The sequence below is a fragment of the Paraburkholderia phenoliruptrix genome (genome assembly GCF_019511605.1).
Classification (GTDB): Bacteria; Pseudomonadota; Gammaproteobacteria; order Burkholderiales; family Burkholderiaceae; genus Paraburkholderia; species Paraburkholderia phenoliruptrix_A.
In genome coordinates, this window is record NZ_JAEUAV010000008.1 from 1 (window position 1) to 26,146 (window position 26,146).

Genomic DNA, 26,146 nt, shown 5'->3' on the forward strand with positions numbered 1-26,146 from the left:
CCCGTTCGCCACTCGCCGCCAGGCCGAAGCCCGCGCTGCCGTCCGACTTGCATGTGTAAGGCATGCCGCCAGCGTTCAATCTGAGCCAGGATCAAACTCTTCAGTTCAAACCTGTTACTGTTTTCGGTTGTTTTACCAACCGGTCGCTCACTCAACGTACTGACGAATGATCTTTCCATCTCTCGACAGAAAAACCTTCCTTTCATTACTGTGTGAGACTTGATACTTTCGCTTTACGCCAGATTCCGAAGAACCCGGCTCGCGTCGCGCATCAAGCGCCCACACTTATCGGCTGCTAGTTTTTAAAGATCATTCGCCAAGAAGCTCTGCTTTCTTCGCGTCCGTCATCAAACGGGAGGCGAATTATGCGATGCGGCCCGCGGGCCGTCAACCCCTTTTCTGCAATTATTTTCGAAAAGTAGAGAAACCGAAAAACGGTGCGGCCGCGCAGCAGTTCTCGCAGCATCAAAATTAGTTAGTCATCCGACATAATTCCGACCACCAGAGGATTAGCCGTAGTTGAAAGCTCGCCCCGCAATGTGCGGAACAGCACCGGCACGCATGCCGTCAACACTCATGGGCTTCAGTTCGATCAGTTGGAACCGGATCAGCAAATGGCAATGAAGGTCTTTGTGTTCGACCAGTAAGACGATGTACAGCAGGGGTCACCGGGGTTCGAAATGAAAGTAGCGAAACCGGCATAAAGTAAAACCGATACGCCGCTCAACCAATCAGCTCTTCAGGCGTAAAGCGTCGCGCGCCCCAAGCCTGTGCTGTTTTCTCGCAGCGGCCCATGCGTATCGTGCCGTGCTCGAAATCTACGAACACGACCTCGTCCGCGTGGACGGGGCGGGCCGCCTGATCTGTGGTGCGGCCGTCGGTCAGTATCCACAGCCAGCGCTGCTGTGCGGGTTTGCGCTTCGCGGCGCTAGACAGCAATTGCGCGGCGCATCGAATGCCGGCTGCGAAAGGCGTACCGCCGCCACCGCCGACCGGCTCGAGCCAGCGCTCGTTCCACCAGCGCGGCACGGCGGGCCCGAAACGCACATCCGCGCCCGCTCCGCCGAAGCAGATCAGCGCGGCCTCCGCGCGCATTGCACTTGCGCGGTCGAAAAGCGCGATGAGCAGCCCCTTCGCCAGCGCAAGACGCTCCTCTGCCAGCATCGAGCCGGAGCAGTCCAGCACGAAGCAATGCAGCACGCCGTGGCGCGGCATTTCGCGCACAAAGCGCAGATCTTGCGCCCGCAGCCCGGCGCGCCCGTTCTGGCCCATCGCGGCGAATGTGCACGGCCATGCAATACGCCGGCCGACCTTTTCATCCGCCTGCGCATTGCCGCGCGAGCGTAGGGCTGCCTGCGCCTGTTGCCGCCATCGAAAACCGCTGTGCGAGTCAGCGGCGGCGCCCTTCCGATGGCTCAGCGTTTTTTTACATCGAGTGGAATCACGCCTTTGACGTGTCGGATCGCAGCCGGTTGCGGCGGCAAGTAACCCCAATCCCCTTCGCCGCCGCTTGCGCTCTCCTGCGACGGCCCGGCCGAATCCGGCGGCACATCATCCGACTGCGAAAGCGGCTGCGTATCCGGCGCGTTTGTGCCGCTTGCCGACGATCCACGCTGCTCACGCCGTCTATGCACGAGCACTGCCTCTGCAACTCGATCGACATGTTGTGTGGTGATCCCGTCCGCCAACTCCCAAGCAGCGAGCGCTCGCGCGGCGCGCAGCATGACGAGGTCCGCACGCAAGCCGTCGACGGCAGCGTCGATACACAACCGACTCACTTGCGCATGCACTGCATCGCCGAAAGAAAGTCGCGGCAGTGCCTCGCGTGCCGCGCGAATCCGCTGCACATACTGCGCCTGCTGCGTTGCATAACCGGCGCGAAAACCGGCGGGATCGAGATCGAACGCAAGACGCGCTTTCACGATCTGCTCGCGCACGCCCGGCTCAAAGCAGTTGTGCAACTGCACCACCAGGCCGAAGCGATCGATCAGTTGCGGCCGCAGTTCGCCCTCTTCCGGATTCATCGTGCCGATCAGCACGAAGCTCGCCTCGTGACTGTGCGATACGCCATCGCGTTCGACAGTATTTACGCCGCTTGCGGCCGCATCCAGCAAGGCGTCGACGAGCGTATCGGGCAGCAGGTTGACTTCGTCCACATACAGCACGCCGCGATGCGCTTTCGCGAGCAACCCAGGCGAGAAACGCACGGAGCCGTCGCGCAACACGGTTTCAATGTCGAGCGTGCCGATCAGCCGGTCCTCGCTTGCGCCAAGCGGCAGGTTCACGAGTTGTCCTTCCGGCAACAACTCAGCGAGCGCGCGCGCCGCGGTGGACTTCGCCGTGCCGCGCGGCCCGCTCACCAGCACACCGCCAATTCCCGGATCGATCGCCGCGAGCAGCAGTGCCTGCTGCAATGCGGCTTGACCGATCAGCGCGGCAAACGGAAACGCGGGTCTTGGCACCGCGCCTGAGCGCGCATCGCTTGTGCCAGCATTCGTGCCAGCATTCGTGCCTACGCTTGTGCCCACATTCGTGCCCGCATGGGTGCCTGCATTCATCTCTGCATTCCTTCAAGCTGCTGTTCGCTCGCGAGCAGATGCTCTTCGACTTGCGCGCGATACTCGCCTGGCGTTTGCCACAACCCGCGCTGCATCGCTTCGATGAGACGCTCGCAGATCGCATGCAATGCATGGGGATTGTGCCGTTGCAGGAATTCGCGCGTGTGCGCGTCGTTCAGGTAAGCATCGGCAACCAGCGCATATTGGTGATCGGTCACCACACGCGCAGTCGCGTCGTAGCCGTAAAGGTAATCGACGGTCGCCGCCATTTCGGCGGCACCCTTATAACCATGGCGCTTCACGCCGTCGATCCATTTCGGATTGACCACACGCGAGCGCACCACCCGCGCTATCTCTTCATGAAGCGTGCGCACACGCGGCGCGGCCGGGTTGCTGTGATCCGCGTGATAAACGTTGGGTTGATTGCCCGCCAGATGCCGCACGGCCGCGACCATGCCGCCCTGAAACTGATAGTAGTCGTTTGAATCTAGCAGATCGTGTTCGCGGTTGTCCTGATTCTGCAACACGACATCCATCGCGGCGAGGCGTGCGCCGAACGCCTGACGCGCCTCTTCGCCTGCGCTTTTCTGCGTGTACGCATAACCGCCCCACGCCTGATACGCATTCGCGAGGTCCGCGTCCGTCTGCCATTGCCTCGCGTCGATCATCTCCTGCAAGCCGGCGCCATATGCGCCCGGACGCGCGCTGAAGACTCGCCAGCCGGCGCGCCTGCGCGCTTCGGCGGGCTCCATGCCGCGCGCGATCAACGCGTCGCGTTCACGCATCACGCGCGCGCGAATCGGATTGAGCTCGGCAGGCTCGTCGAGTTCGGCAACCGCCTGCACTGCTGCATCGAACAGATGCATCACGTTGGCAAAGGCGTCGCGGAAAAAACCGGACACGCGCAGCGTCACGTCAATGCGCGGTCTGTCGAACGCTTCGATTGGCATGATCTCGAAGTCGGTTACGCGATGGCTGCCCGGCGCCCACTTCGGCCGCACGCCAAGCAACGCCATTGCTTGTGCAATGTCGTCACCGCCCGTGCGCATGGTTGCCGTGCCCCATACGGAGAGGCCGATTGCGCGCGGATAATCGCCGTGTTCCTGCAAATGCCGTTCGATCAGTAGCTGAGCCGACTTCAGGCCCAGCGACCACGCGGCCTGAGTCGGAATGGCACGCGTGTCGACCGAATAGAAGTTGCGGCCTGTCGGCAGCACATCGGGCCGGCCGCGCGACGGCGAACCGCTCGGCCCCGGCGGCACGAAACGTCCTTCCAGGCCGCGCTTCAGTTGCAGCATCTCCTGGGTGCCGCATGCGTCGAGCCGCGGCAGCACGTCGTCGCGCAGACGCTCGAGCACGCGTTGCGCTTGCGGCAGGCGCGCCTGCGCTTCGGCGAGCGTGCTTGAAGCGCTGTCGTGCTCGCCGCACACGGCGAGCAGCATCTGCGCAGCGAGCAGCTCCAGACGCTCGCGCGTATCGCCGCAATGCCGCCAGGGTGCATCGCTCACGCGTTGCAGAATCTCCGGACGCGGCCCCGTCCATGCCGCGGACCAGTCGACAGACAACGCATCGAAGAAGTGGTCGATGCTCAGATCGCGCGCCAAAGCGTCGATCAGCCCTGCCTTGCCGCCTTGTCCGTCGCCGACGGGAAAACGCCCCAGCGCGAGCAACGTATCGCGCCGTTGCACGCCTTGCGGCGATTGGCCGAACGTGTGCAAACCGTCGCGAATCTGTGCCTCTTTCAATTCGCAAAGCCACGCGTCGACGCGCGTGAGCAACACGTCTTCGTCGTCCTCGCCCGCGGGCTCCGAAAGACTCAGTTCTTCATGCAGCCGGTGCTCGACAATGGTCGCGAGAATCGTGCGCCGCAACAGCCTCGAGCGGCGCGGGTCGACCATCAGCGCTTCATAGTATTCGTCGACCTGGCGCTCCAGATCCTGCAACGGCCCGTAGCTTTCCGCCCGCGTGAGCGGCGGCATCAGGTGGTCCACAATCACGGCCTGAGCGCGACGCTTCGCCTGACTGCCCTCGCCGGGATCGTTGACGATAAACGGATACAGATGCGGCATGGGCCCGAGGATCAGATCGGGCCAGCACGTATCGCTCAACGCGACGCTCTTGCCCGGCAGCCATTCCAGATTGCCATGCTTGCCGACATGCACGACCGCGTCGATACTCCACTGATGACGCAGCCAGAAATAGAACGCGAGATACGCATGCGGGGGGACCAGCTCGGCGTCGTGATAGCTCGCGTAATCGCCCTGTTCGCGCGAACGCGACGGCTGAATCCCGACGAACACATGGCCGCAGCGCCAGCCGGCAATCATGAAACGGCCGCGCCGCACGGTCGGGTCGAGCTCCGGCGGGCCCCAGCGCGCGTTCAGCGCATCGCGCGTCTCTTTGGGCAGCGCGTTGAAATGCGCGAGGTAGTCGGTAAGCGCGAGGCTTTGCAAAGCGGGCCGCAAATCGCGCACCACCGGGTCGTTCGTCACGCCTTCGGTGAGCTTCTTGAGCAGCGCGTCGCCGTCCGCCGGGATTTCCGTTATGCGATAACCTTCGTCGCGCAGCATCGACAGAATGCCGACCACCGAAGCGGGCGTATCGAGTCCAACGCCATTGCCGATACGTCCTTCGCTCATCGGATAGTTGGCAAGAATCAGCGCAAGCTTCTTGTCCGCGTTGTCGAGCGACCGTAGACGGCACCAGCGGCGGCTCAGCTCAGCCAGAAAACTCACGCGCTCGAGGTCCGGCTGATAGCGGACGACGTCGACTTCCGTATGCGGACAGCGATAGGCAAGCCCCTTGAAACTGATCGCGCGCGTGATGATGCGGCCGTCCACTTCGGGCAGCGCGATATGCATCGCAATGTCGCGCGAATTGAGGCCCTGGTTGTCCTTTTGCCAGTCGTCGCGATTGCCGCCGCTCAGAATCACCTGGAGCACCGGCGCGTCGCCTGCGAGCGCGAGCGGCTCGGGGTCGTCGATTGCGGATGCGGCGAACGCCGTGGTATTGAGCACGAGCGAAGCATGATGTTGCGCGCACAACGACTGCACGACTTCGCGGCTCATTGCATCTTTCAGCGACGTGATTGCAATAGGCAGCGGATTGACGCCGCGTGCTTCGAGCGCGTCGATCAACGCGTCGAACACCGCCGTGTTGGCCGCCTGAAGATGCGCCTTGTAGAACAGGATTGCGGCGACCGGCGCATCGTCTTGCCAGCGCGCCTGCCAATCCGCAATGGTCGGCGTGTCGCGTTGCGGATGATAGAGCGACGCGGCGGGCAGCGCGCGCGGCGGCGCCGGTTCGGACCCAAAACCCAGCGCGCGATGAGCAATGCAGCGCAGGAACGCCTCTGCATTTTGCGGCCCGCCTTCGCGCAGATAGCGCCACAACTGGTGGCAAAAGTCGGCGTGCGCCGTGCTGCGTGCCAGCAGGTTCGGGTCTTCCTGAAGATCGCCGGAAAACATTGCGAGCGTCTGCTGTTTGCGCTGCGCGAGCGCGACCACCTGCTCGATGCCATACGGCCAGTACGCTTCGCCGCCAAGATGGTCGACCACGACTACGCGCGCGTGCTGCAACACGTCTTCGACATAAAAGTCCACCGACGCCGGCTGCCGCAGATAGGTCACGTTGGCAAGGCGCACGCTGGGAAAACCCTCGCCCAGACGTGCCATGACGCTCGCAAGCAGCGACAGGGTTGTATCGGCGGAACTCAGCACGACAATGTCCGCAGGCCGCTGATCGATGCGAATCACGCCTTGCGTGTCATCGACGAAACCACCCGGCGTGGTGCGCAGCAGATGCATATGCGTCTACGCCCGTTGCCCGGCGATGCCCGAAGCCGCGCCGAGTGCCGCGTCGAAAGCGCGTTGCAGCGCGGCCTGCTCGAGGTCTTCGCCGATCAGCACGAAGCGGCTCTCGCCAGCTTCGCCGGTCTGCCAGCGTCGATCGAAGTAGCTGTCGAAGCGCCGCCCCACGCCCTGAATGACGAGCCGCATCGGCGCACCGGGCAACGCGGCAAAGCCCTTCACGCGGTAAATCGTGTTGGTTTCGACGAGTGCCTGCAACGCGGCAAGCGCCGCTTCGCGCGAAGGCACGCTCGCTTGCACGACCACCGAATCGAATTCGTCATGGTGATGATCGGCGTCTTGCGCCGACCCGTGGTGATCGTGGCGCAGGTGGATCGTTTCTTCGGATGCCGCCTCGAGCCCGAACAACGTGTGCAGATCGAGTTGCCCGTTCTGCGCGCGCACGATCTTCACTTGCGGCGGAATTTCTTCGCGAATCACGGCTTCCACTTTGTGCTGGCCGGCTTCGTCGAGCAGATCGGTCTTGTTCAGGATCACCAGATCAGCCGCGGACAACTGGTCTTCGAACAACTCGTGCAGCGGCGACTCATGATCGAGATTCGGATCAGCCTTGCGTTGCGCGTCCACGGCAAGCGGATTTTCGGCGAACTGGCCGCTCGCGGCAGCCGGGCCGTCCACCACGGTAATCACTGCATCCACGGTGAAACTGCTTTTGATCTGCGGCCAGTTGAACGCCTGCACGAGCGGCTTGGGCAACGCGAGGCCGGAGGTTTCGATCAGCACGTGGTCGATCTGCTCGCGACGCTCGACGAGCTTCTCCATTACCGGAAAGAATTCTTCCTGGACCGTGCAGCACAGGCAACCGTTCGCCAGTTCATACAATTGGCCTTCGGTTTCGACGCCGTTTTCGTCGCAGCCAATGCCGCAACCCTTGAGGATTTCACCGTCGATGCCGAGTTCGCCGAACTCGTTGACGATCACCGCGATGCGCTTGCCGCCCGCATGCTGAAGAATGTGCCGCAACAGCGTGGTCTTGCCGCTGCCGAGAAAGCCCGTGACGATGGTGACAGGAATCTTGCGCATCTGAGTTTGCATCGTGAGGTCCATCCGTGAGAGTTGCATGGCTGGCCGGCATGATCGCGCGCCGTTGCGCACGACGTGGCATTGCGAAACACGGGGACGAACGACGGCCTGCCGCTACAACTGGAAACACGCAGAAAACGGGTATGAGGTCATGAGCGCAGCGCCGCATCCCCGCGGCGTTCGCCCTTCGTGTTCCGGCCGGTATCCGGGCTGGCGAAAGCGCCGCTTCCCCTTCCCGGACGAGTGATTTCTCGCCCAGTGGTGATATGCCCACGCGGCCTTGCGCGGGGACATCGAAGCCGGCTCTGCGGCGCCATGCAAACCAGCATGACGCTGCTTTTCGCTTACCGTTGCGGGGGCAGCACAGGTTGGCCCGCTCCATGCCAGGCGGGCGCCCTGTTTCCCGTTTAACTGCATGCGCACGAGCGCGCACGCGAGCACCAGAAGTGCGTGCGAGTGTAGGCCCCGAGCTTTGCGACGTCAAGAAAACGCAAGCCGGGCGCGCGTGCCGGAGCGGCTTTTCGTGTGCTATCGTATGCGCGCGTTTGGTGCCCGCACATGCGTTCGCGTGTGCAGTTAAACGGGAAACAGGCAGCGCGCTTGCGCTTAACCTGTGCTGTCCCCGCAACGGTAAGCGACCTGCGGCGCGAATTTTCATTGCGCCGCGCATGCGTTTCAAAGCCACTGTCCGATCCATTCGAACGAATGCGGGCGGGAAGGCAAACGCGTGAGGCCGCCAGCCCGGATACCGGCCAGACGTGGAGGCGGCCCCCTGCCGATGTCGGGCATACGCCGCCGCCTGCCTGACTCCGCGAGGGACGGAGATGAAGGCGCGAAAGCACGCTGGATGAGCCAATGGGTGAGCCAATGGGTGAGCCAACGCGCAAGCCCGGTTCGCCAACGTGCGTGCATGCACAGCTTTGAATGACTTCGATCTCCAATCCATTGCGTCCGTTCGCGCACTGCCGTACCACTCCGGGTGCGCGGGCGGCAAGCGTGCCGACCGTGCCGCGCACGGTTCGCGAGCCGCGATGACGCGCGCCTGGCTTATCGGCGCAGGTCCCGGCGACGTCGAACTGATGACGCTCAAGGCCACGCGCGCCCTCGCACAAGCCGACGTGATCCTCGTCGACGACCTGGTGAACCCGGACGTGCTGCAATTCGCGCGGGAGAGCGCGACCATCGTGCATGTCGGCAAACGCGGCGGCCACCCGTCCACGCCACAAGCAGGCATCGTCACGCAAATGCTGGAACACCTCAAAGCCGGGCGCAGCGTCGCGCGACTGAAGGGCGGCGATCCGTTCGTGTTCGGCCGAGGCGGCGAAGAACAGCAGGCGTTGCACGCCGCCGGTATCGAAGTGGAAATCATCAGCGGAATTACGGCCGGAATAGCGGCGCCCGCTGCGCTCGGCATTCCCGTAACGCACCGCGATCATGCGCAAGGCGTGGTGTTCGTGACCGGACACGGAGCGGGCACGAGCGAGCCGGATTGGGCCGCGCTCGCCGCCACGCGCATGACGCTCGTGATCTACATGGGCATGCGGCGGCTTAGCGATATCGTCGCCGCATTGCTCGCGGCAGGCATGGGTGCCGACACGCCGTGCGCGGCGATCGAATCGGCAACGCGTCCCGAACAGCGGCATGCGCTTGCAACGCTGGGCGATTTCGCCGATGCCGTCGCGCGCGCGGGACTGGGCTCGCCGGCTATCGTGGTGATCGGCGGCGTGGCTTCGCTCGCGCTTGAACGTGCCTGCGCCGCCGTTGCGCCACAGGCGCCCTCGTTGCCGGATGCATGATGAAAACGCTTAGCATGGGCATCGGCTGCCGCCTGCATGCGTCGGCGGACGAAATCGAAAACGCCGTGCGTGCCGCGCTCGGCCCGCATGCAATCGAAGACATCGCGACCGTGGCTTCGATAGAAACCAAAGCTGACGAAGCGGGCTTGCTCGAATTCTGCGCGCGTCACGGGTTGCCGCTGCAACTGTTCTCGCGCGAGCAGATTGCCGCGATTCGCGTGACGCACCCATCTGTGGCCGCGCGCGAACATGCCGCAGTGGACGGCGTGTGCGAACCTTGCGCGCTGCTCGGGGCCTTGCATGCGGCGCGGCAGAATCTTTGCGTTAGCAGCGCGGCGCATGATGCGTCGCCAGCGTCGCCAGCACCCGCCGCACGCGTCGCGCAGCTCATCGTCGGCAAGACTGTTTGCGCTCGCGTGACCGTGGCGATTGCCGCGGTGCAACGCACGCAAGCACACAGCGCTACCCTCAATCAACAGGACCTTCCATGAAGACCGATCCCGAATCGCATCAACGCATGACCGAACGCCGGCGCGAAGGTCACGAAAAGAAACAGGCCAACGCAACCGTCGAAAAAGGTCTTCTGATCGTCAACACGGGCACCGGCAAAGGCAAGACCACCGCCGCGTTCGGCATGGCCGTGCGCGTGCTCGGCCACGGCATGCGCCTTGGCGTCGTGCAGTTCATCAAGGGCGCATTGCACACGTCGGAGCGCGATTTTCTCGGCGCGATTGCCAACTGCGACTTTGTCACGATGGGCGACGGCTACACCTGGAACACGCAAAACCGCGAGGCCGACATGGCCACCGCGCGCAAAGGCTGGGACGAAGCGCGCCGGATGATAGAAAGCGGCGACTATCAAATGGTGATCCTCGACGAGTTGAACACCGTGCTCAAATACGAGTACCTGCCGCTCGACGAAGTGCTCGCCGTCATCAACGCGCGTCCTGCGATGCTGCATGTGGTCGTGACCGGCCGCCATGCGCCGGATGCGCTTATCGAAGCCGCCGACCTCGTCACCGAAATGCGCATCGTCAAGCACCCGTACCGCGAGCAAGGTGTGAAGGCGCAACGCGGCGTGGAGTTCTGAACGTGTCCGCGTGCCCCGCGCTTTTTATCAGCGCGCCCGCGTCGGGTCAGGGCAAGACCACGATCACCGCGGGTCTCGCGCGCTACCATCGGCGGCTCGGGCGGCGCGTGCGGGTCTTCAAGACCGGCCCTGACTTTCTCGATCCGATGATTCTCGCGCGCGCGAGCGGCTCGCCGGTGCTGTCGCTCGATCTGTGGATGGTCGGGCAGAACGCCTGCCGGCAGTTGCTTGCCGAAGCGGCGGCCGAAGCCGACCTGATCCTGATAGAAGGCGTGATGGGCCTGTTCGACGGCACGCCGAGCAGCGCCGATCTCGCCACCGAATTCGGCGTGCCGGTACTCGCCGTGATCTCCGCGAAGGCAATGGCGCAAACCTTCGGCGCAGTGGCCTTCGGGCTCGCGCATTTCCGGCCGCAGGTGCCGTTTCACGGCGTGCTCGCCAACCGCGTCGGTTCGGCGCGTCATGCGCAGATGCTGCAGGAGGCGTTGCCGCCGGGGCTGCGCTGGTGCGGGCACATTGCGGCGGACAGCGAGATAGAACTGCCCGATCGCCACCTCGGTCTGCATCAGGCCGACGAAATCGACGATCTCGACGCGCGCCTCGAGCGCGCCGCTGATGCGCTCGCCCACACCGAGCTAGCCGCGTTGCCGCCCGCCGTGGAATTCGGCGCGCCGACGCCGCCCGTGCTGCCGCGCCTTCTGCAAGGCCGCAAGATCGCCATTGCGCGCGACGCCGCTTTCTCGTTCATCTATCCGGCCAACGTCGCCTTGCTCCAAGCACTCGGCGCACGCGTGCACTACTTCTCGCCGCTCGCCGATGAGAGCTTGCCGGCGGACACCGACGCGCTGTATCTGCCGGGCGGCTACCCCGAACTGCATGCGGCGGCGCTGGCCGGCAATGTCCGCAGCGCCGCCGCCGTGCGCGCCCACGCGGCGGCCGGCAAGCCGCTCGTCGCCGAATGCGGCGGCATGCTCTATCTGCTCGACCAGCTCACCGACACACAAGGCGTGAGCACGCCGATGCTCGGCCTCGTTCCCGGCCGCGCAACGATGCAAACGCGCTTCACAGCGCTTGGCATGCAGCAGATCGACAGTCTGCATGGCCCGATGACCGGCCATACGTTTCACTACTCGAAGATCAGCACCGCGCTCGTGCCGCTGCGCTGCGCCACGCGGCCCCAGGGCGACGCTCCGGGCGAGGCGCTCTATCGCGTCGGCTCGATTGTCGCGACGTACATGCACGCCTACTGGCCCTCCAACCCGGCCTTCGCGGCCGCTCTCTTCAATGGCGAAGCCTTTTAACGACGCCGACCGCGAAGCGGTCTATCGCGCGATTCACGAACGCCGCGACATGCGCCACTTCGTGCGCGATCCTGTCGACGCCGCAGCGTTGCAGCGCCTTCTCGACGCCGCGCACCACGCGCCGAGCGTCGGCTTCATGCAGCCGTGGCGGATCGCCCGCATCACGGACCCGGCGTTGCGCACGGCGCTGCACGAGATCGTCGAAAGCGAACGGCTTGCCACTGCCGATGCGCTCGGCAAACGCCGCGACGAGTTCATGAAGCTGAAAGTGGAAGGCATGCTGGAATGCGGCGAACTGCTGGTGATGGCGCTGATGGACGGCCGCGAGCGGCACATATTCGGTCGCCGCACATTGCCGGAGATGGATCTGGCGTCAGTGGCCTGCGCGATCCAGAACATGTGGCTCGCAGCGCGCGCGGAAGGTCTCGGCATGGGATGGGTGTCGCTCTTCGACGTCGACGCGGTGCGCGACCTGCTGCATATGCCGCGAGGCGCGCGGCCGGTCGCGATACTGTGTCTCGGTCACGTCGAGCAGTTCTACAGCGAGCCGATGCTGCAAGCGGAGCGCTGGGCCGAACGCATGCCGCTTGCCGACTGCGTGTTCGAAAACTTTTGGCCGCAATCGCGCTGAGCGCGGCTAAGTGCTGCTGAGCGCGATTGCAAGCTTGCGATTGCAACCTCACCTGTCGAGCGGCTTGACCGAGACTACGTCGGGTACGCCGCGCGCTTCATTCATGCGCAGTTTGACGCGCCAGTCTGCCGGCGCGCCGAACGGAAACCGGGCCAGCGCGCTTGTGGCGAGCGCAGGCGCCGCTCGCAGCGGATCGGCATCGCGATCCGTGCTCGCCGCGCTGACCTTGTACACCTCGCGTCCGTTTTCCCGCTCGAAAAAGCGCAGCGTGAGCGTATGCCGATAGAGCCGTGCGCCGAACAGCGCGAACGGCGCGCCGTCTGGCCGGCCGCAATCGTCTGCCGTGCAATCGCTACGGCCCACGCCGATTTTAGCGGGCCGCGTTTCGTAGCCGACGGAAAGCAGGTAATGCGCAGAACGCCCGGCTGTTTCCGCGAACCCCTGCTTCGCCAGTTCGTCGCGCACAGCGGTTTCGAATTGCGCGTGAGCGCTGCCCTCACCCTGCGTCGGCATGCTCGCGAAGCTATAGGTGCGCTCGCCCGGCAATGCGCTTGCGGGCGTAGCGGTATGCACATCCGCGTGCAGACCGGTGCAACCGGCGAGGCTCACGGCCGCCAGCGCCGCGCAGACAAGCACCGCTTTCATCCCGTTCATCCTCTTCATCGCGTCATCCCGTTCACCGCTTTCACTATTCGTTCCTCGCTTCGATCAGTTGCGCGCTCGCGCGTCGTCAACAGGGTTCGCCGGCAGGGCCGATGGTTCGTCGTCGAGAAGCGGCAGGCTGATTGTCACCGCCGTGCCGCGCCCGGGCGCGCTGGTTACTGACACTTCGCCGCCGTGACGGGTCACGACGGTCTTGATGAAAGCCATGCCCAACCCCGCTCCGCCCACTTCGGGCCGCTCGGTTTCGTGAAAGCGCCTGAAGCGCTCGAAGAGACCCGCCTGCTGTTCCTCGGGAATGCCATAGCCTTCGTCGCGGATCGTGCACGAGACACGGCCCGCCGCCGCGGGTGCCGGCTTCACATACGAAAGCTCGCAGGTGATGCGTGTGTCGGGCGGACTGTATTTGACCGCATTGTTCAGAACGTTGACGAGCGCGCGCGTCATCAGCGAGCGGTCGGCGCAGATCCAGTAGCCGCCGCCGGCGGCTTCGTCAACATCGCCCTCGCTGTGCGTTCCGCTATCCAGCGTGATGCGCTTGGCATGCGCCTGCGGCCAGACTTCGTCGCTCGCGTCGATGACGATCTCGGCGAGATTCACCGGCTCCAGCATGTAGGTTTGCGATTCGGCACGCGCGAGCTGCACGAAGTCGTCGGCGAGCGTCAGCGCGCGTTGCGCGTAACGTTCGATGCGCTCGAGCAGGCCCCGCGCGAGCGCCGGCGTTTCGCGGGCGCGCTCCATTTCCACCAGCGCGAGAATCGACGCCTGCGGTGAGCGCATGTCATGCGACAGCAGCCGCAACGCGTCTTCGCGCTGACGCTCGGCCGCATGCAGCGCGGACACGTCGACGAGGCCGGCGATCCAGCCGGTGGTCTCGCCCTGCGCATTGGTGCAGTTCGCGTAACGCAACAGATGATCGCGCTCGTTCGCGTCGCGCACTTCGACGCCTTGCGCCATCAGCCCGGCAAACTCGCTGCGCGCGGGATCGAGCAGCGCCGGCCAATGGGCGCGCGCGAACAGAGTGTTGTCGGCGTCGGACGCGGCGCCGCTGTCGATCGCCTTTACGAGCGTCAGCCCGCCGAGCACCGCATGCATCGCGCGTCCTTCGGGCATGGGCGCGCCGAGCCGGGTGAAATGTGCCTTCGCGGCATGATTGGCGATCAGCACGATGCCGCGCACGTCGCTCACCAGAATCGGCTCGGGCACGCTGTTCAGGCTGTCCCACATGAATCGCTTCATGTCCTGCACGCGTTGCGCGGCCTGCGCCATCAGCGCCATGTGCTGCTCCAGCACGTCGCCGCCGAATTCGCGGCGGCGCTGCGGCGTCTGCGGCAGCAGGTGCGGTTCGTTGGCAAGGCGCTGCAATTCCTTGCGCAGATAGGCCATCGTCATTTCGAGGCGGCGCCAGTTCCAGATCGGATAGACGACCACCACGCCGATGATCGCGGGCACCGGCGAGAGCCATAGCCGCGCGCCGTACAGCAAGATCGCGCTGGCGGCCATCGCGAGCAGGCACAGGGCGCCTGTCAGCAGCAACGACCGGCGCGGCGACAGCACCAGAAAGCCCGCCAGCAGCGCGGCGAGCGGCGCGAGCGATACACCGGAGAGCAACCACCGCGCGGCGGGCAGGACTTCGCGGCCGGTGAGCAGCGTATCGAGCACGTTCGCATGAATATAAACGCCCGGCAGCGGCCCCAACTCGCCGGAGACGGGCGTCGCGAAGCGGTCGTACAGACCGGACGCCGTCACGCCGACCACGACGATGCGCCCGCGCAGCTTTTCCACCGGGACATCGCCCGCAAGAACGCTGGCGAAACTCAGCTTTGTATAGCTTTGCGAGTTGCGGCTGAACGGGATCATGAAACGGCCTTCGCCGGCGGTGCTGGGGTTCGGCTGGCGGGTGAAGGCGGGGCTGCCGGTGCTTGCGGAATTCAATGCAAGCCTGCCCGGCCGCGCCGCCCCCGCGACGGTCACCATCAGTTGCGGCCAGCGTGCGTCGGCGTCACCTTCGTATTGCGCGACGCTGCGCACGATCCCGTCGCTGTCCACTTCGAGATTGATGTGGCCAAGGCCGGCCGCAGCCTGCGCGAGCGGCGCCACCGGTTCGACGACGGCATGCCGCCCGCCGCGCCCGTCGTTGATGAGAAGCACCGGCAGATAGGTCGGACTCAGCGCGACGGCGCGGGCGAAGCTCGCATCGTCGCGACCGGGTTCGGTGAACAGCACGTCATAAACAACCGTAGCCGGCCTCGCTTTAGCGAGCTGCTCGAGCAGGCTTGCGTGAACGCTGCGCGGCCAGGGCCAGCGGCCAAGCTGCGCAATGCTTTCGTTGTCGATCTCCAGCACGACGATGTCTGGCAGCACCGGCTGCGCGCGCCACATCAGCAAGCGGTCGTACATCAGATGATCGACGCTCGCGCTCATGCGCCCGACGGAGCCGAACAGGATCACCGTAATGCCCAGGCAGCCGATGGCCACCCATTCGATCAGAAAGCGCCTGCCTGCGCGCCGTCCGAGACGGGCGCGCGGGTCGAGGCTCAGGCGCGTAGGTGTGTTCGACAAGGCTTGGCCGTAGGTCTCTAAGGGCGTGTGAGCGGGGAAGTTCGAAAGCGGATCGGCTGCGGCCTCGCGAAGCTGCCAGCGTCAGCGCGCGAGCGTGAACGAGCGAACCGCGCTGCTCGTCTGATAAAAGCGGCCATTGTCGAACTGCTCGGCCACGACCGTCCAGTAGTAGACGCCCGGCGGCAGATCGCTCACCACTAGTTGGCCGCCTGTCAGATCCGCGCGATCGACAAGCGGATAACGCAGATCCGGCGTCGCCGCCATGACGAAACGAAAGCGCGTCTGCCCCGAAGCGGGCGCGCGGTTCACGAACCAGCGGAACTCATAGTCATGGCTGCCGGTACGCGGCGCGGCCGACGCCGCGAGGCCGAACTGGCGGCGCTCGAAGCCATACACGCGCGGCAGTCCTTCGAGTCCGTTCCGGCCGATGGCGGCAATGCGCACGAAATACGTGCCGTCCGCGAGGTCGACAAACTCGGCATGCAGCCCGCTCACGCGCAGGTCGCGGATCAGGTCGAGCTGGTCCGCGTCGCGCGAAATCTGCACGCGGTAGGCCGCGACCGCGCTCGCCGTGCCGGTGCTCGCGCCGTCGGGCGGCGGGATCAGATCGAAGACAACGGTTTTGCCGTCCTGAACCCGCGACGGCTGCGCGAGCGTGGGCGCGTCGAGCAGGGGCACCGCGTCGCCAGGCGCGCCGTCGGCCCGCGTGACACTGCCAAAGCGCGCCGCCAGCAGTTGCGCGGATGCCTGCAACGGCACGCCGGGCGCAGACGCGCGGGCCGCGGCCGGATCGACGCCGACCGCGCCGTCGAGCACCTCGACCACGGTGGCCTGGATGTCGCCGTCGTAAGCCACGCGGAAATGCGTGCCGCGCACGCCCGCAACCACCGACGGCGAGCGGATCTCGAAGCGATCGTCCGGTTTGGTCGCGTGCGTGACCTCGCTTTCGACTCGCCCGCGGTGCAACGCCAGTTGCCGGTCCCCTGCGCCCGTCAACGTGGTATGCCGCAGCTTGCCGATGTCGAGCATGGCGTCTTCGGTCATCGTCACATGCGAGCCGTCGGACAGCGCGAGCGTGACAAAACCGTTCGGTCCCGTGCGGATGCGGTCGCCTTCGCCGAGCGTCGCGCCCGTCGCAAGCGGCACGTAGGGACTCTTGCCGAATGCCCGCTCGGCCGGCCCGCTCGTCGCGATGACGCGCGCCGTCTCCGGTTCCTGTTTCAGTCTGTCAGCCGGCAGGCGCAGCGCCACGCCGGCGTGCATGCGGCGCGGCGCCGGCACGCGATTGAGGCGGCTCAGTACCGTCCAGTCGCCGCTATCGCTCAGATAGCGGCTCGCGATTTCGTAGAGTGTGTCGCCTTCACGCGTCACGTAGGAGACATACGCGGGCGGCGCAGCTTTGGCGCGCTGCTTCGGCGTGCTCGCGCCGGCAGACTGCGCGTGCGCCACGGCCGGCGCGAAGCAGGCCATGGCGAGCATGCCGGCCGCTGTCAGCCGTGCAGCCGCGCGGCGGCTTGCCGAACTACCACTGCCGCGGGTTGCCAGGGCTGCGTCGGCGGCAAACGTCACGCCTGCCCCGCTTCGGAGCGCCCGCTGATGGCTGCTGCCTCGCCGGCAGATTCGAGCCGCTCGAGCCGGTAGCCATAGCCGTAAATCGGCGTGAGGCGATAGCCGTGCTCCGGGCGCAAGCCGAGCTTGCTGCGCAGCATCGAGACGTGCGTGTCCATGGTGCGCGACGGGATGTCGGTCGCCTGCTTCCAGATCACGTCGAGAATATGCGCGCGCGAGAGCGGCCGGCTCAGATGCTGGAACAGCAGCAACGCGAGCTCGAACTCCTTCTGCGTCACCGCCACCTTCGTGCCGCGGACCACCACGTGCTTCGCATGCAGGTCGAACTCGAACTCGCCGAAGGTTTCCTTCGCGGACGGCGGTTTCAGATGATAGGCGCGCCGCAGCAACGAACCGACCCGCGCCAGCAGCACCGCAGCGGAGACTGGCTTGACGACGTAGTCGTCGGCGCCCGTATTCAATATGGACGTGATGTCGCTTTCCTGGCCGCGGCTCGTCATGAACAGAACCGGCAGGCGTTCCGACAGGCTTTCGCGCACCCAGCGCAGGACTTCTTCGCCCGACATGTCCGGAACGTTCCAGTCGAGCACCAGCAGGTCGAAGGTCTGGCGCCGCAACTGCCGCACCAGTTCGCGGCCTTCTCCATATGCGTGACAGACATGGCCGGCCGCCGACAGCGTTTGACATACAAGATCGGCCTGCGCCGAATCGTCATCAAGGACTGCAATTCTCATAAAACCCCGCAACGCGACTTTATCGTTTCTGACTGGCGGACCGGTCGCACCGGCAGCCGTGATGCGCTGTCGTGAAACCGGCGGACTGGCCGGGATGCCGGTGCTCCAGGCACCGGGGGATCCGGCCTTCCACTCATCTACAGTTCGAAGTTTCTTCGACTTTCTTTCGACTTATGGTCCTTCGCCTCGCGCCCCGTACACACTCTTGCCACTCCGTCTCAAAAATAGCGCGCATTTTGATTCCGGAGCGGTGAATATCAAATCGGCGGTAATCATAATCGAAAAAACGGCTGTTTCTGCCGGATTCCTTTGAACCGCGTCGCCATGGCGTCTTTTCTCGCGGCCTCTTTTCTATTACGCGCCGCTTTTGTTCTGTCGACCTGCGTTTTTATGCTTATGCAATGAGCCCGCAGTTGGCTGCATGTTGCCGACAGGTTTTCTACAGATTCCCGCATTTGACCTGTTCGACTGCATTTGTGCTGCATTCATGCTGCCTGCGCTGCTTTTTTGCCGGCCTGGCTTGGTCCGGCGGCTGGTGCGCTCTGTGCGCCTTCTGTGGGAAGCTTTTCGTTTGTCTCCCGGGTTGCGCAGCCCGGTATGTCTGCGCATCCGGCCGTGTTTTTGGATCAGGTGGTCTCACTCGCGCGGTGCTGGCCCCGCCGCCTTTCTATTTCACGCCGCCGCGGAAATCCGAAACAGCGATTTGACATTTCGGGAGTCAGTATAGGAACTGTCTCAAAATAAATCGTTTAAGCTTTGTCAAATCGGCCTGCCCTCGCGTGGCGGAAGCGGCTAAGCTTGCTTTCACGCGCATGGCCTCGCGCCATGCCTCACGTCCGTGCCTGTCGCAGACCCGGATTGTTCAGCCGGCGTGGCGGCGCCTAAGCTTTTCATGACACCCACAAGGAGGCGCGATGAACAGCTCTGGCACCGACACTCGCTTCGCCGGCTCGATTCCGGAACTCTACGAAAGCCAGCTCGTTCCGATGATCTTCGCGATCTACGCCGCCGATCTGGCGAAACGCGTCGCGGCCCGCGCGCCGTCGCGCGTGCTGGAAACCGCCGCCGGCACCGGCGCCGTGACCCGCGCGATGGCGCTCGTCTTGCCCGCCGACACGGAGATTGTCGCGACCGACCTGAATCAGCCGATGCTCGACCGTGCCGCGGCAACCGGCACCGCCCGACCGGTCACCTGGCAGCTCGCCGATGCAGCCAGCCTGCCGTTCGACGACGCCAGTTTCGACGTGGTCGTCTGCCAGTTCGGCGCCATGTTCTTTCCGGACAAGCCGCGGGCGTTCGCCGAAGCGAGGCGCGTGCTGCGGCAAGGCGGCATGCTGCTCTTCAACGTGTGGGACCGGATCGAGGAAAACGAGTTTGCCGATACCGTCACCACGGCGCTTGCCGGCCTTTTTCCGTCGGACCCGCCCCGTTTCATGGCGCGCACGCCGCACGGATATTTCGACCGGCAAGTCATTGCGCGCGATCTCGCGGATGCGGGCTTCAGCGCGCCGCCTTCCTTTGAGACGATTGCCGCGCGTAGCCGCGCCGCATCGGCACGCGAGGTCGCGCTCGCCTATTGCCAAGGCACGCCGTTGCGCAATGAGATCGAGGCACGTGCCGGCGCGAGCCTGGAGGAAGCAACCACGGCAGCCGGCAACGCACTCGCACAGCGCTTTGGCAGCGAAGCACTGGACGGCAAGATCCAGGCGCACGTGATTGCCGTTGCGCGCGATCACGCCTCGCGCTGAGCCGACGCGCCGCGCGTTTCCCGGCTCAGACGACGCACCGCCTGAGGCGGCTGCCCGGTCGCGCGCAGGAACGCGCGTCGCATCCGCTCGCGGTCGGCAAAGCCCACTTGGTCGGCGATCACATCCAGCGAGAGGCGGCCTTTCTCCAGCATCAGTCGCGCCGCTTCCACCCGCAAGTGCTCGACGGCTTTCGCGGGCGACTGCCCCGTTTCGGCGCTGAACGCGCGGCTGAACTGGCGCGGGCTCAAACCGGCGACGCCCGCAAGCTCCTCGACGCTCAGTGCCTTGCGCAAATTGGCGTTCGCGTAGTCGATGGCTTTCTGAATCCGGTCGGACTTCGGATCGAGGTCGAGCAAGGTCGAGAACTGCGACTGCCCGCCCGCGCGCCGGTGATACACGACGAGCTTGCGCGCCACTGTACGCGACACGTCCTGTCCGTGGTCTTTCTCGATCATTGCAAGCGCCATGTCGATGGTGGCCGTCATGCCCGCGGACGTCCAGATCGGTCCGTCGACGATGAAAATCTGGTCCTCCTCCACCGCGATCTTCGGGAACCGGCGCTGCAGATCATTGGCGAAGCGCCAATGCGTGGTGGCGCGCCGGCCGTCTAGCGCGCCCGCCTCCGCGAGGACAAACGCGCCCGTGCACGGCGCCGCGATGCGCCGCGAGGTTTCGAGCGCACGCCTGACGAATTCGGTGAGCGTGGCCGAACTCAGGTCGATGTCCACGCCCGAGCCGAACATCACCGTGTCGTAGGTGGCGTCGCTGAAAGGCTGGGTCTCGACGCGAATCCCGGCCGACGACAGCACCAGCCCGCCGTTCTCCGAAAGCAGCGTCACTTCATATGCAGGCTCTTCGAGCACGCCGTTGGCGACCTCGAACGCGGTGACCGCCGCAAAGCCCATCAGATAAAAGTTTGGAAATACGACGAAACCGATTCTGTGCACGCGCGACTCCAGCCATGTCCTGAATTGCAGGTATATATGACATTTGAGACATAGTCAACGAACGCTATGCTTTTGCCATCCCCTGCGTTGCAAGCGCACGCGCCGGACCGAGGCGACACCGCAACGGCGGCTGCCTTGCAGCAAAACTCAACTGGCTGGACAGAGAACCTTCACATGGACCGTCGATTACTGGTACTGGCACTGGGCATGTTTGCCATGGGCACGGACAACTTCGTCGTGGCCGGCATTCTGCCGAACGTCGCGGCATCGCTGCATAGCTCGGTCAGCGCGGCCGGCCTGATGGTGACGTTTTATGCATTGACCTATGCGGTGGGCGCGCCGGTCATGGCAGCCGTCGCCGGCGCGTGGCCGCGCAAGCTCCTGCTGGTCGCCGCGCTGGGCATTTTCGTGCTCGGCAATGCGATCAGCGCGCTCGCCACCGAACTGCCGTGGGTTCTCTTCGCGCGAGCGCTGGCCGGCTTCGGCGCGGCGCTCTTTTCTCCGACCGCGTTGGGGGTGGCCTCCGTGCTCGCCACGCCGGAAAGACGCGGCCGCGCGCTCGCCACGGTGACGGCGGGCCTGACCGGCGCCACCGCGCTCGGCTCGCCTATCGGCACGTTCATCGGCGGATTCGGCGGTTGGAGAACCACACTGTGGTTCGTCACGCTGCTCGGACTCGTCGCGATGATCGGCGTATGGACGATGCTGCCCTCCGTGGCCCAGCCCCGCTCCATCACGTTGCGCGAGCGGCTCGCGCCGGTTGGCGACCTGCGCATCGCCCTCACGTTGCTCACCTCGCTGTTTGCATTCGGCGGCTTCCTGATGGTCTACACGTATGCAGGCGTCGTGCTCGAGCGTGTGACCCACGGCGACGAGCGCATTCTCGCCGGCCTGTTCCTGATGTGGGGCGTGGCTGCGACGGCGGGCAACCTGTGGGCGGGGCGGCTCGTCGACAGGCTGCGCAGCCGGCACATCATCAACGCGATGCTGGGCGTGGCCGCCGTCAACTTCTGCGTGCTGCCGTGGGCGTCGGCTCGTGTTGTCAGCGCGGCAATTGCGCTCACGGTGTGGGGCATCTGCGGCTGGGGCCTGATTGTTCCGCAGCAGCACCGGCTCGTACAGTTGTCGCCGCAAGTCGCCCCCTTGCTGCTCGCGCTCAACAGCACGGCCACCTACATGGGGCTCGCCTGCTCCGGCGTGTTGGGCGGCGCGGTGCTGCAGTCGATAGGCGCGCGCTATCTGAGCGTCGTGGCAGCCGCGCTGATCGCGCTGGCGCTGGTGCTTGCCGAGGCCGCACATCGGCGCATCGAGGGTCCGCGCATGGCGCCGCGTGCCGCGGTCGAGCGCGAGACCGAGCCTGCGTGAATCGGGCGTCGCAGCGCTCGCCGTTTCGGTCGATAATCGCGGTGCTCCGCTTTCTTGCACGCCGCCAGGCAGCGGATCACCGCGCTATCGAATCGAGGAACGAATGGACCGCCTGACTGGCATTGCAGTATTCGTCGCCGCCGTCGACGAAGGCAGTTTCGCGGCGGCTGCGCGCCGCTTTGGTCTGTCCGCCGCCATGGCAGGCAAGTACGTCAGCACCATCGAAGCCCAGTTGGGCGCGAGGCTGCTTCAGCGCAGCACGCGCCGCCTGAGTCTGACCGACGTCGGCCAAACGTATTACGAGCGATGCAAGCGGATTCTCGAGGCCTACGACGAAGCCAGCCGCGAAGCCAGCGACGCGCACGGAACCGCGCGCGGCGTGCTCAGAGTGGCCGCGCCGGTCACGTTCGGCGCCATGCACCTGGGCGACGTGCTCGCGGGGTATATGGAGCAGTGCCCGCACGTGAGAGTCGAAGTGTCGCTCTCCGACCGTTACGTCGACCTGGTGGAAAGCGGGGTCGACGTAGCGGTACGCATCGGGCGCTTGCCCGACTCCGCGCTCGTCGCGCGGCGGCTGGCGCCGTGCCGGATGGTCGTGTGCGCGGCGCCGGCGTATCTCGAGCGCCACGGCGTGCCGCGCAGTCCCGAAGACCTGCGAAACGCGCCGCGGCTCACGTTCAGCGAGGCCGTGTCGGTCGACGACTGGACACTCTTCGATAGCGAACGACGCCCGCACGTGATCGACGGACCCAGCCGGCTCGCCGCCAACAACACGCAGATGCTGCTTGCCGCGGCGCTTGCCGGCGCGGGCATCGTGTACGGACCGACCTTCGTGTTTGGCGAGCAGATCGCCCGCGGAAAGCTGGTGGAACTGCTGCCGCAATACCAAGCGTCGGAGTTGACGATTCAGGCGGTGTATCCGAGCGCGCGTCACCTGCCGCTGAAAGTGCGGCATCTCCTCGACTACCTCGCCGGTGCCTTCGGCGACGAGCCGCCGTGGGATCGCTTCAGACAGTCGCCGCGCGGCCGGGTGCGCCGCTCGCCAGGCGCAACGCGGGCAATTCGCCGAGAAACTGCCTGATGATCGTTGCAAGCGCCGACGGCGCTTCGAGCGGAGACAGATGCCCCGTTCCCGGCAACACGGTTAGACGTGCGCCGGCAATGCGCGGCAGCACTTCTCGCTGCAAGGTCTCCACCGGATCAACCTGGTCCCGTTCGCCACCCACCATGAGTACCGGAACGTCAATCGAGCCAACCTCGTGCGTGATGTCCTCGCGCATGGCGGCGTTGGGCCACGCGGCCTTCGCCTCGCGCGCACCGCGCAAGCTGTCGGCGATCACCTGCTCGCGCAGCCGCTCGTCGAGCGGGCTCGCGGTCAGCACGTTGTCGAGCACCCATGCGACGGATTCGCGCGACTCGTAAGCAGTGACCATGGCGGCGCGCTGCTCGTCCGGAAGAAGAGTCGGCGACGGCGGCGACGGCGCCACGAGCACCACGCCCGCCAGTCCTTGCGGCCGGCGCGAGGCAAGCAGCTGTGCCACCTTGCCGCCCATCGAATGACCAACCAGAACGTAGTGCGAAAGCCGCAGCGTTTCGATGACATCCTGCGCGTCGTCCGCCATGTCCGCGATTGCGTAGCCTTGTTGCGGCGCCTTTGAAAGGCCCCATCCGCGATGATCGACGGCCACGCCTTTATACGCGCTCGCCAGTTCGCTTACCACCGGGCTCCACGTGCGCGACGATCCGCCCCAATAGTGCAGAAACACCAGCGCCGGTTCGCCGCTGCCCTCGTTGCTGACGTGAACCGTTGTTGCCCTCGTTTGAATATCCATGCCGTGCTCCTTGCCAATGCGCCTAGTAAGTCAAGCGGTCCGGGCTCGCCCCGCAACCGTGAGCACATTGTGGATTTGGCGGCGGCAACTGATAAGCCGCGCTCGCGTTGATACCGTCGATCACGACGCTATCGAATCGACCCGCGGTCGAGTTGCCAGCGCCCGAGCGCGCATAAAAGAACGGCATCGTTCCCTTGCGGGGACGACGCCGCTTCAAAAAACACCACACGCTCGCGGGGGCTGCCCACACGAGTGGAGCAAAAATAACTGCTCCGAAAAGCTTCCTCAAGATGAAATAAGTGCGTTTGTAACGGCGCCTGCGGTAGTTCTTACGCGAAGCCCCGGGCGCGTCCCGCTCCATAGCACTGCTGCATGCGGCCTTAAAAAAGTGACGGCCGGAAGCTGCGAAACGCCTGCGTTTTACACACGCGATGATTTGTTACAGTCCGCGCTGCGTCTTCGCGAACCAGCGTGGCGCCATGTAACGCGCGCGTAAGCGCGATGAAACCCGCGCGTATTCCGTGGCAAGTCCTTCATGCCGAGGCCGATAGGTCCATGCATCGACGCACGCCGTCCGCACCGCGCACCGGCGCGATGTGCTCAAGCCTGACCTGAGCACTGCCCGCCCCGCGAACGCCCAGTGCTTCGGCGGCGGCATACGACAGATCGATAATGCGTCCGCGCACAAACGGCCCGCGGTCATTGATACGGACTACGACGGAACGCATGCGCGCGAGCGACGTGACACGCACACAAGCGCCTAACGGCAACGTGCGATGTGCTGCCGTCAATGCGTGCATGTCGTAGCGCTCGCCGCTTGCGGTGCGGCGGCCCTGGAAGATCTTGCCGTACCACGAAGCGAGGCCCGTCTGGCGGAAGCCTTTGCCGCACGCACAGGCCGGCACGACGGGCGACTCGTCGTTCGCGGGCTGCGCAGGCACGTGAGGCTCGGCAGCCGATGGAAGCTGCGTGTCGGAGGAGTTGTCTGCCTCGTTGGTCCCATCGTGCTGCAACGCATAGCGTGACGCGCCTTGCAGCATCTGCATGCCAGTTTGCCCGGCGTCTGACGGACTTGTGTTCACGCCCGCTGCGACGCAGCCGGTGAGCGCGAGCGCGGCGCCCAGCGATGCAAGCGTCAATGAAAGACAGCTTCTGGGACGGCTGCAAGGATAAAGGTTCATAAGCGGTCGTTGCGCGCGTCGCGCTGCGGGGACATCACGGCGCGTCGCGGCGGGTTTGGTTTTTTGTGGTCCGGGGATAAAGGGGAAGAGGCGGCAACGGGCACAGTAAGCGGCAGCAACCGGCAGCCACAGGCACTCACATGCGCCCAAAGGGATCCACGTGCAGCAACACGCACCACCGCGCGGACACCAACCTCCGCCTAACGGCGCGTGGGAAGATAAGGAAGCGGATCGACGGCCTTGCCGTCCCGGCGCACTTCGAAACGCATGGACGCGTCGCCGCTAGCGTCCGTCGCGGGATCCGCAATCGCCTGGCCTTTCTTGACGAGCGTGCCTTCCTTGACGAGCAGCGCGCGGTTGTTGCCGTACGCGGTCAACAAATGCGAGTCGTGCTTGACGATGACGAGCCGGCCATAGCCGGGAATGCCGCTGCCCGCATAGACGACCTTGCCGTTCGCCGCGGCTTTCACCTGCTCGTCCGCGAGTGCGGCGAGTGTCACGCCTTTGGTCTTGCCGGCAATGAACGGCTGTTGCACCGCGCCGCTGACGGGCCACATGAGCCTTGCCTTGGTCTCGCGCGTCGTGCCCGACGCCGCATCGGCGCGCTTGTCGGCACGCGTGTCCGCGGCTGCCGGCGCACGTGCATTGCTTGCAGCCGGGTTGCCTGCGGCATTCGCGGGAGGCGGCGCGACGCGCAATATCTGTCCAGGCCGCAACCCGGCGTCTGCGGGAAGATGATTCCACCGCGCAATCGCCGACACGTCGCGGCCAAAGTCGCGCGCAACCGCCGTCAACGTATCGCCCGGATTCACTCGATAAAATCCCGACGGCACCGTCGCTTCACCCCGTGCCGCCAGTGCGCTGCCGTTTGCCAGAGCCGCGATTGGATCGAGCGGTTCGCTCGCCGGCGCCTCGCTCGACGCAGCGCCCGGCGAGTGCAGTGCACAGGCGCTCAGCGGGCTGGACAATGACATCACAAGCAGCATCGTGACGAGCGGCTGGGCACATCGGGACAAACTGATTTTCATTAGTACTCTGAAAAGATCGGATTCTTGCCGAGCGGCAGCAGCACGCTCGCACTTCTTGTATGACGCAGATGCAATCGGCGCCACGGCACCTTCGCGCCGATTGCGCCGTTCGCGCCTCGATCGATCGGTGCAAGCGGACCGATGCAAGGCATCGATCCGCTCTTTCGCAGGCCAACTATGGGGACCTGCCACGCAGGCCCCCGAGCGGGCCTCGCTGGCGGGCTCAAAAGCGGGCTCGGAAGCAGGCTCGCT

At 65.1% G+C, this 26,146-nt stretch carries 20 protein-coding genes, 1 rRNA gene and 2 riboswitches; of the genes, 8 read left to right on the forward strand and 13 right to left on the reverse strand.

Annotated features, from left to right (window positions below; translation table 11 throughout):
- The 5 genes from JNB89_RS12870 to cobW all read right to left on the reverse strand — a co-directional run.
- Positions 1-107 (reverse strand): 16S ribosomal RNA (locus JNB89_RS12870); the annotation flags it as partial.
- 616 nt (positions 108-723) lie between these two features.
- Positions 724-1,272, reverse strand: a complete 549-nt coding sequence (locus JNB89_RS12875; protein ID WP_135895678.1) for a vWA domain-containing protein — start codon at positions 1,270-1,272, stop codon at positions 724-726.
- A gap of 143 nt (positions 1,273-1,415) precedes the next feature.
- On the reverse strand, positions 1,416-2,558 hold the full coding sequence (locus JNB89_RS12880; protein ID WP_223216740.1) for an ATP-binding protein: 1,143 nt from the start codon (positions 2,556-2,558) through the stop codon (positions 1,416-1,418).
- Entirely contained in the window at positions 2,555-6,364 is a 3,810-nt protein-coding gene (gene cobN / locus JNB89_RS12885; protein ID WP_220362413.1) for a cobaltochelatase subunit CobN, read from the reverse strand. The genes JNB89_RS12880 and cobN overlap by 4 nt, the downstream gene beginning before the upstream one ends.
- Before the next feature lie 6 nt (positions 6,365-6,370).
- On the reverse strand, positions 6,371-7,462 hold the full coding sequence (cobW, locus tag JNB89_RS12890) for a cobalamin biosynthesis protein CobW (RefSeq protein ID WP_276572772.1): 1,092 nt from the start codon (positions 7,460-7,462) through the stop codon (positions 6,371-6,373).
- 167 nt (positions 7,463-7,629) lie between these two features.
- Positions 7,630-7,910, reverse strand: a riboswitch (cobalamin riboswitch).
- Positions 7,911-7,979: 69 nt separating this feature from the next.
- Positions 7,980-8,221, forward strand: a riboswitch (cobalamin riboswitch).
- 260 nt (positions 8,222-8,481) lie between these two features.
- Between cobW and cobA the strand changes: the two genes are divergently transcribed.
- From cobA to bluB, 5 genes are read left to right on the forward strand one after another with little or no spacing between them, the layout of a single operon-like run.
- Complete coding sequence (cobA, locus tag JNB89_RS12895; protein WP_220362551.1) at positions 8,482-9,246, forward strand: uroporphyrinogen-III C-methyltransferase; 765 nt, start codon at positions 8,482-8,484, stop codon at positions 9,244-9,246.
- The gene (locus JNB89_RS12900) at positions 9,246-9,737 is read left to right on the forward strand and encodes a cobalamin biosynthesis protein (RefSeq protein WP_220362550.1); all 492 of its coding nucleotides are present in this window, start codon (positions 9,246-9,248) and stop codon (positions 9,735-9,737) included. Before cobA ends, JNB89_RS12900 begins: the two co-directional genes overlap by 1 nt.
- Complete coding sequence (gene cobO, locus JNB89_RS12905) at positions 9,734-10,336, forward strand: cob(I)yrinic acid a,c-diamide adenosyltransferase (protein WP_013343274.1); 603 nt, start codon at positions 9,734-9,736, stop codon at positions 10,334-10,336. Before JNB89_RS12900 ends, cobO begins: the two co-directional genes overlap by 4 nt.
- A 2-nt stretch (positions 10,337-10,338) precedes the next feature.
- Positions 10,339-11,637: a cobyrinate a,c-diamide synthase gene (locus JNB89_RS12910; protein ID WP_220362414.1), complete on the forward strand. Its 1,299-nt coding sequence runs from the start codon at positions 10,339-10,341 to the stop codon at positions 11,635-11,637.
- On the forward strand, positions 11,621-12,268 hold the full coding sequence (gene bluB, locus JNB89_RS12915; RefSeq protein WP_013343272.1) for a 5,6-dimethylbenzimidazole synthase: 648 nt from the start codon (positions 11,621-11,623) through the stop codon (positions 12,266-12,268). The genes JNB89_RS12910 and bluB overlap by 17 nt, the downstream gene beginning before the upstream one ends.
- 48 nt (positions 12,269-12,316) lie before the next feature.
- On the opposite strand, the gene JNB89_RS12920 is transcribed toward bluB, so the two are convergent.
- The 4 genes from JNB89_RS12920 to JNB89_RS12935 all read right to left on the reverse strand — a co-directional run bounded on the left by JNB89_RS12920 (position 12,317) and on the right by JNB89_RS12935 (position 17,793).
- Positions 12,317-12,931, reverse strand: a complete 615-nt coding sequence (locus tag JNB89_RS12920) for a DUF4136 domain-containing protein (protein WP_220362415.1) — start codon at positions 12,929-12,931, stop codon at positions 12,317-12,319.
- Between the two features lie 45 nt (positions 12,932-12,976).
- On the reverse strand, positions 12,977-15,490 hold the full coding sequence (locus JNB89_RS12925; protein WP_220362416.1) for a CHASE2 domain-containing protein: 2,514 nt from the start codon (positions 15,488-15,490) through the stop codon (positions 12,977-12,979).
- A gap of 81 nt (positions 15,491-15,571) precedes the next feature.
- Positions 15,572-17,059, reverse strand: a complete 1,488-nt coding sequence (locus JNB89_RS12930) for a FecR domain-containing protein (RefSeq protein ID WP_220362417.1) — start codon at positions 17,057-17,059, stop codon at positions 15,572-15,574.
- Positions 17,056-17,793, reverse strand: coding sequence for a response regulator transcription factor (locus JNB89_RS12935; protein WP_135895685.1), 738 nt, complete (start codon positions 17,791-17,793; stop codon positions 17,056-17,058). Before JNB89_RS12935 ends, JNB89_RS12930 begins: the two co-directional genes overlap by 4 nt.
- A 914-nt stretch (positions 17,794-18,707) precedes the next feature.
- Between JNB89_RS12935 and JNB89_RS12940 the strand changes: the two genes are divergently transcribed.
- The gene (locus JNB89_RS12940) at positions 18,708-19,541 is read left to right on the forward strand and encodes a class I SAM-dependent methyltransferase (protein ID WP_220362418.1); all 834 of its coding nucleotides are present in this window, start codon (positions 18,708-18,710) and stop codon (positions 19,539-19,541) included.
- Here JNB89_RS12940 and JNB89_RS12945 read toward each other — a convergent pair.
- Positions 19,526-20,488, reverse strand: a complete 963-nt coding sequence (locus JNB89_RS12945) for a GlxA family transcriptional regulator (RefSeq protein ID WP_220362419.1) — start codon at positions 20,486-20,488, stop codon at positions 19,526-19,528. The two genes, JNB89_RS12940 and JNB89_RS12945, sit on opposite strands and share 16 nt — an antisense overlap.
- A gap of 174 nt (positions 20,489-20,662) precedes the next feature.
- Here JNB89_RS12945 and JNB89_RS12950 point away from each other — a divergent pair, with 174 nt between their 5' ends.
- The gene (locus JNB89_RS12950) at positions 20,663-21,853 is read left to right on the forward strand and encodes an MFS transporter (protein WP_220362420.1); all 1,191 of its coding nucleotides are present in this window, start codon (positions 20,663-20,665) and stop codon (positions 21,851-21,853) included.
- A gap of 103 nt (positions 21,854-21,956) precedes the next feature.
- On the forward strand, positions 21,957-22,934 hold the full coding sequence (locus JNB89_RS12955) for a LysR family transcriptional regulator (RefSeq protein ID WP_220362421.1): 978 nt from the start codon (positions 21,957-21,959) through the stop codon (positions 22,932-22,934).
- On the opposite strand, the gene JNB89_RS12960 is transcribed toward JNB89_RS12955, so the two are convergent.
- From JNB89_RS12960 to JNB89_RS12970, 3 genes are all read right to left on the reverse strand, one after another.
- Positions 22,861-23,685 carry an alpha/beta fold hydrolase gene (locus JNB89_RS12960; RefSeq protein WP_220362422.1) on the reverse strand — a complete coding sequence of 275 codons (825 nt, stop codon included), beginning with the start codon at positions 23,683-23,685 and terminating at the stop codon, positions 22,861-22,863. The two genes, JNB89_RS12955 and JNB89_RS12960, sit on opposite strands and share 74 nt — an antisense overlap.
- A 533-nt stretch (positions 23,686-24,218) precedes the next feature.
- Entirely contained in the window at positions 24,219-24,866 is a 648-nt protein-coding gene (locus tag JNB89_RS12965; protein ID WP_220362423.1) for a septal ring lytic transglycosylase RlpA family protein, read from the reverse strand.
- A 200-nt stretch (positions 24,867-25,066) separates the two neighbouring features.
- A complete protein-coding gene (locus JNB89_RS12970; protein ID WP_220362424.1) occupies positions 25,067-25,894 on the reverse strand; it encodes a peptidoglycan DD-metalloendopeptidase family protein in 828 nt (275 codons plus the stop codon).
- Between the last annotated feature and the right edge of the window lie 252 nt (positions 25,895-26,146).

What these genes read in the sequence shown, in the direction of transcription:
- JNB89_RS12935 (WP_135895685.1), bottom strand. Translation starts at nt 17,793, where the DNA reads ATGAGAATTGCAGTCCTTGATGACGATTCGGCGCAGGCCGATCTTGTA.
- cobA (WP_220362551.1), top strand. Translation starts at nt 8,482, where the DNA reads ATGACGCGCGCCTGGCTTATCGGCGCAGGTCCCGGCGACGTCGAACTG.
- JNB89_RS12965 (WP_220362423.1), bottom strand. Translation starts at nt 24,866, where the DNA reads ATGAACCTTTATCCTTGCAGCCGTCCCAGAAGCTGTCTTTCATTGACG.
- JNB89_RS12955 (WP_220362421.1), top strand. Translation starts at nt 21,957, where the DNA reads ATGGACCGCCTGACTGGCATTGCAGTATTCGTCGCCGCCGTCGACGAA.
- JNB89_RS12880 (WP_223216740.1), bottom strand. Translation starts at nt 2,558, where the DNA reads ATGAATGCAGGCACCCATGCGGGCACGAATGTGGGCACAAGCGTAGGC.
- JNB89_RS12875 (WP_135895678.1), bottom strand. Translation starts at nt 1,272, where the DNA reads ATGGGCCAGAACGGGCGCGCCGGGCTGCGGGCGCAAGATCTGCGCTTT.
- JNB89_RS12960 (WP_220362422.1), bottom strand. Translation starts at nt 23,685, where the DNA reads ATGGATATTCAAACGAGGGCAACAACGGTTCACGTCAGCAACGAGGGC.
- cobO (WP_013343274.1), top strand. Translation starts at nt 9,734, where the DNA reads ATGAAGACCGATCCCGAATCGCATCAACGCATGACCGAACGCCGGCGC.
- JNB89_RS12900 (WP_220362550.1), top strand. Translation starts at nt 9,246, where the DNA reads ATGAAAACGCTTAGCATGGGCATCGGCTGCCGCCTGCATGCGTCGGCG.
- bluB (WP_013343272.1), top strand. Translation starts at nt 11,621, where the DNA reads ATGGCGAAGCCTTTTAACGACGCCGACCGCGAAGCGGTCTATCGCGCG.
- cobN (WP_220362413.1), bottom strand. Translation starts at nt 6,364, where the DNA reads ATGCATCTGCTGCGCACCACGCCGGGTGGTTTCGTCGATGACACGCAA.
- JNB89_RS12920 (WP_220362415.1), bottom strand. Translation starts at nt 12,931, where the DNA reads ATGAAGAGGATGAACGGGATGAAAGCGGTGCTTGTCTGCGCGGCGCTG.
- cobW (WP_276572772.1), bottom strand. Translation starts at nt 7,462, where the DNA reads ATGCAAACTCAGATGCGCAAGATTCCTGTCACCATCGTCACGGGCTTT.
- JNB89_RS12970 (WP_220362424.1), bottom strand. Translation starts at nt 25,894, where the DNA reads ATGAAAATCAGTTTGTCCCGATGTGCCCAGCCGCTCGTCACGATGCTG.
- JNB89_RS12940 (WP_220362418.1), top strand. Translation starts at nt 18,708, where the DNA reads ATGAACAGCTCTGGCACCGACACTCGCTTCGCCGGCTCGATTCCGGAA.
- JNB89_RS12950 (WP_220362420.1), top strand. Translation starts at nt 20,663, where the DNA reads ATGGACCGTCGATTACTGGTACTGGCACTGGGCATGTTTGCCATGGGC.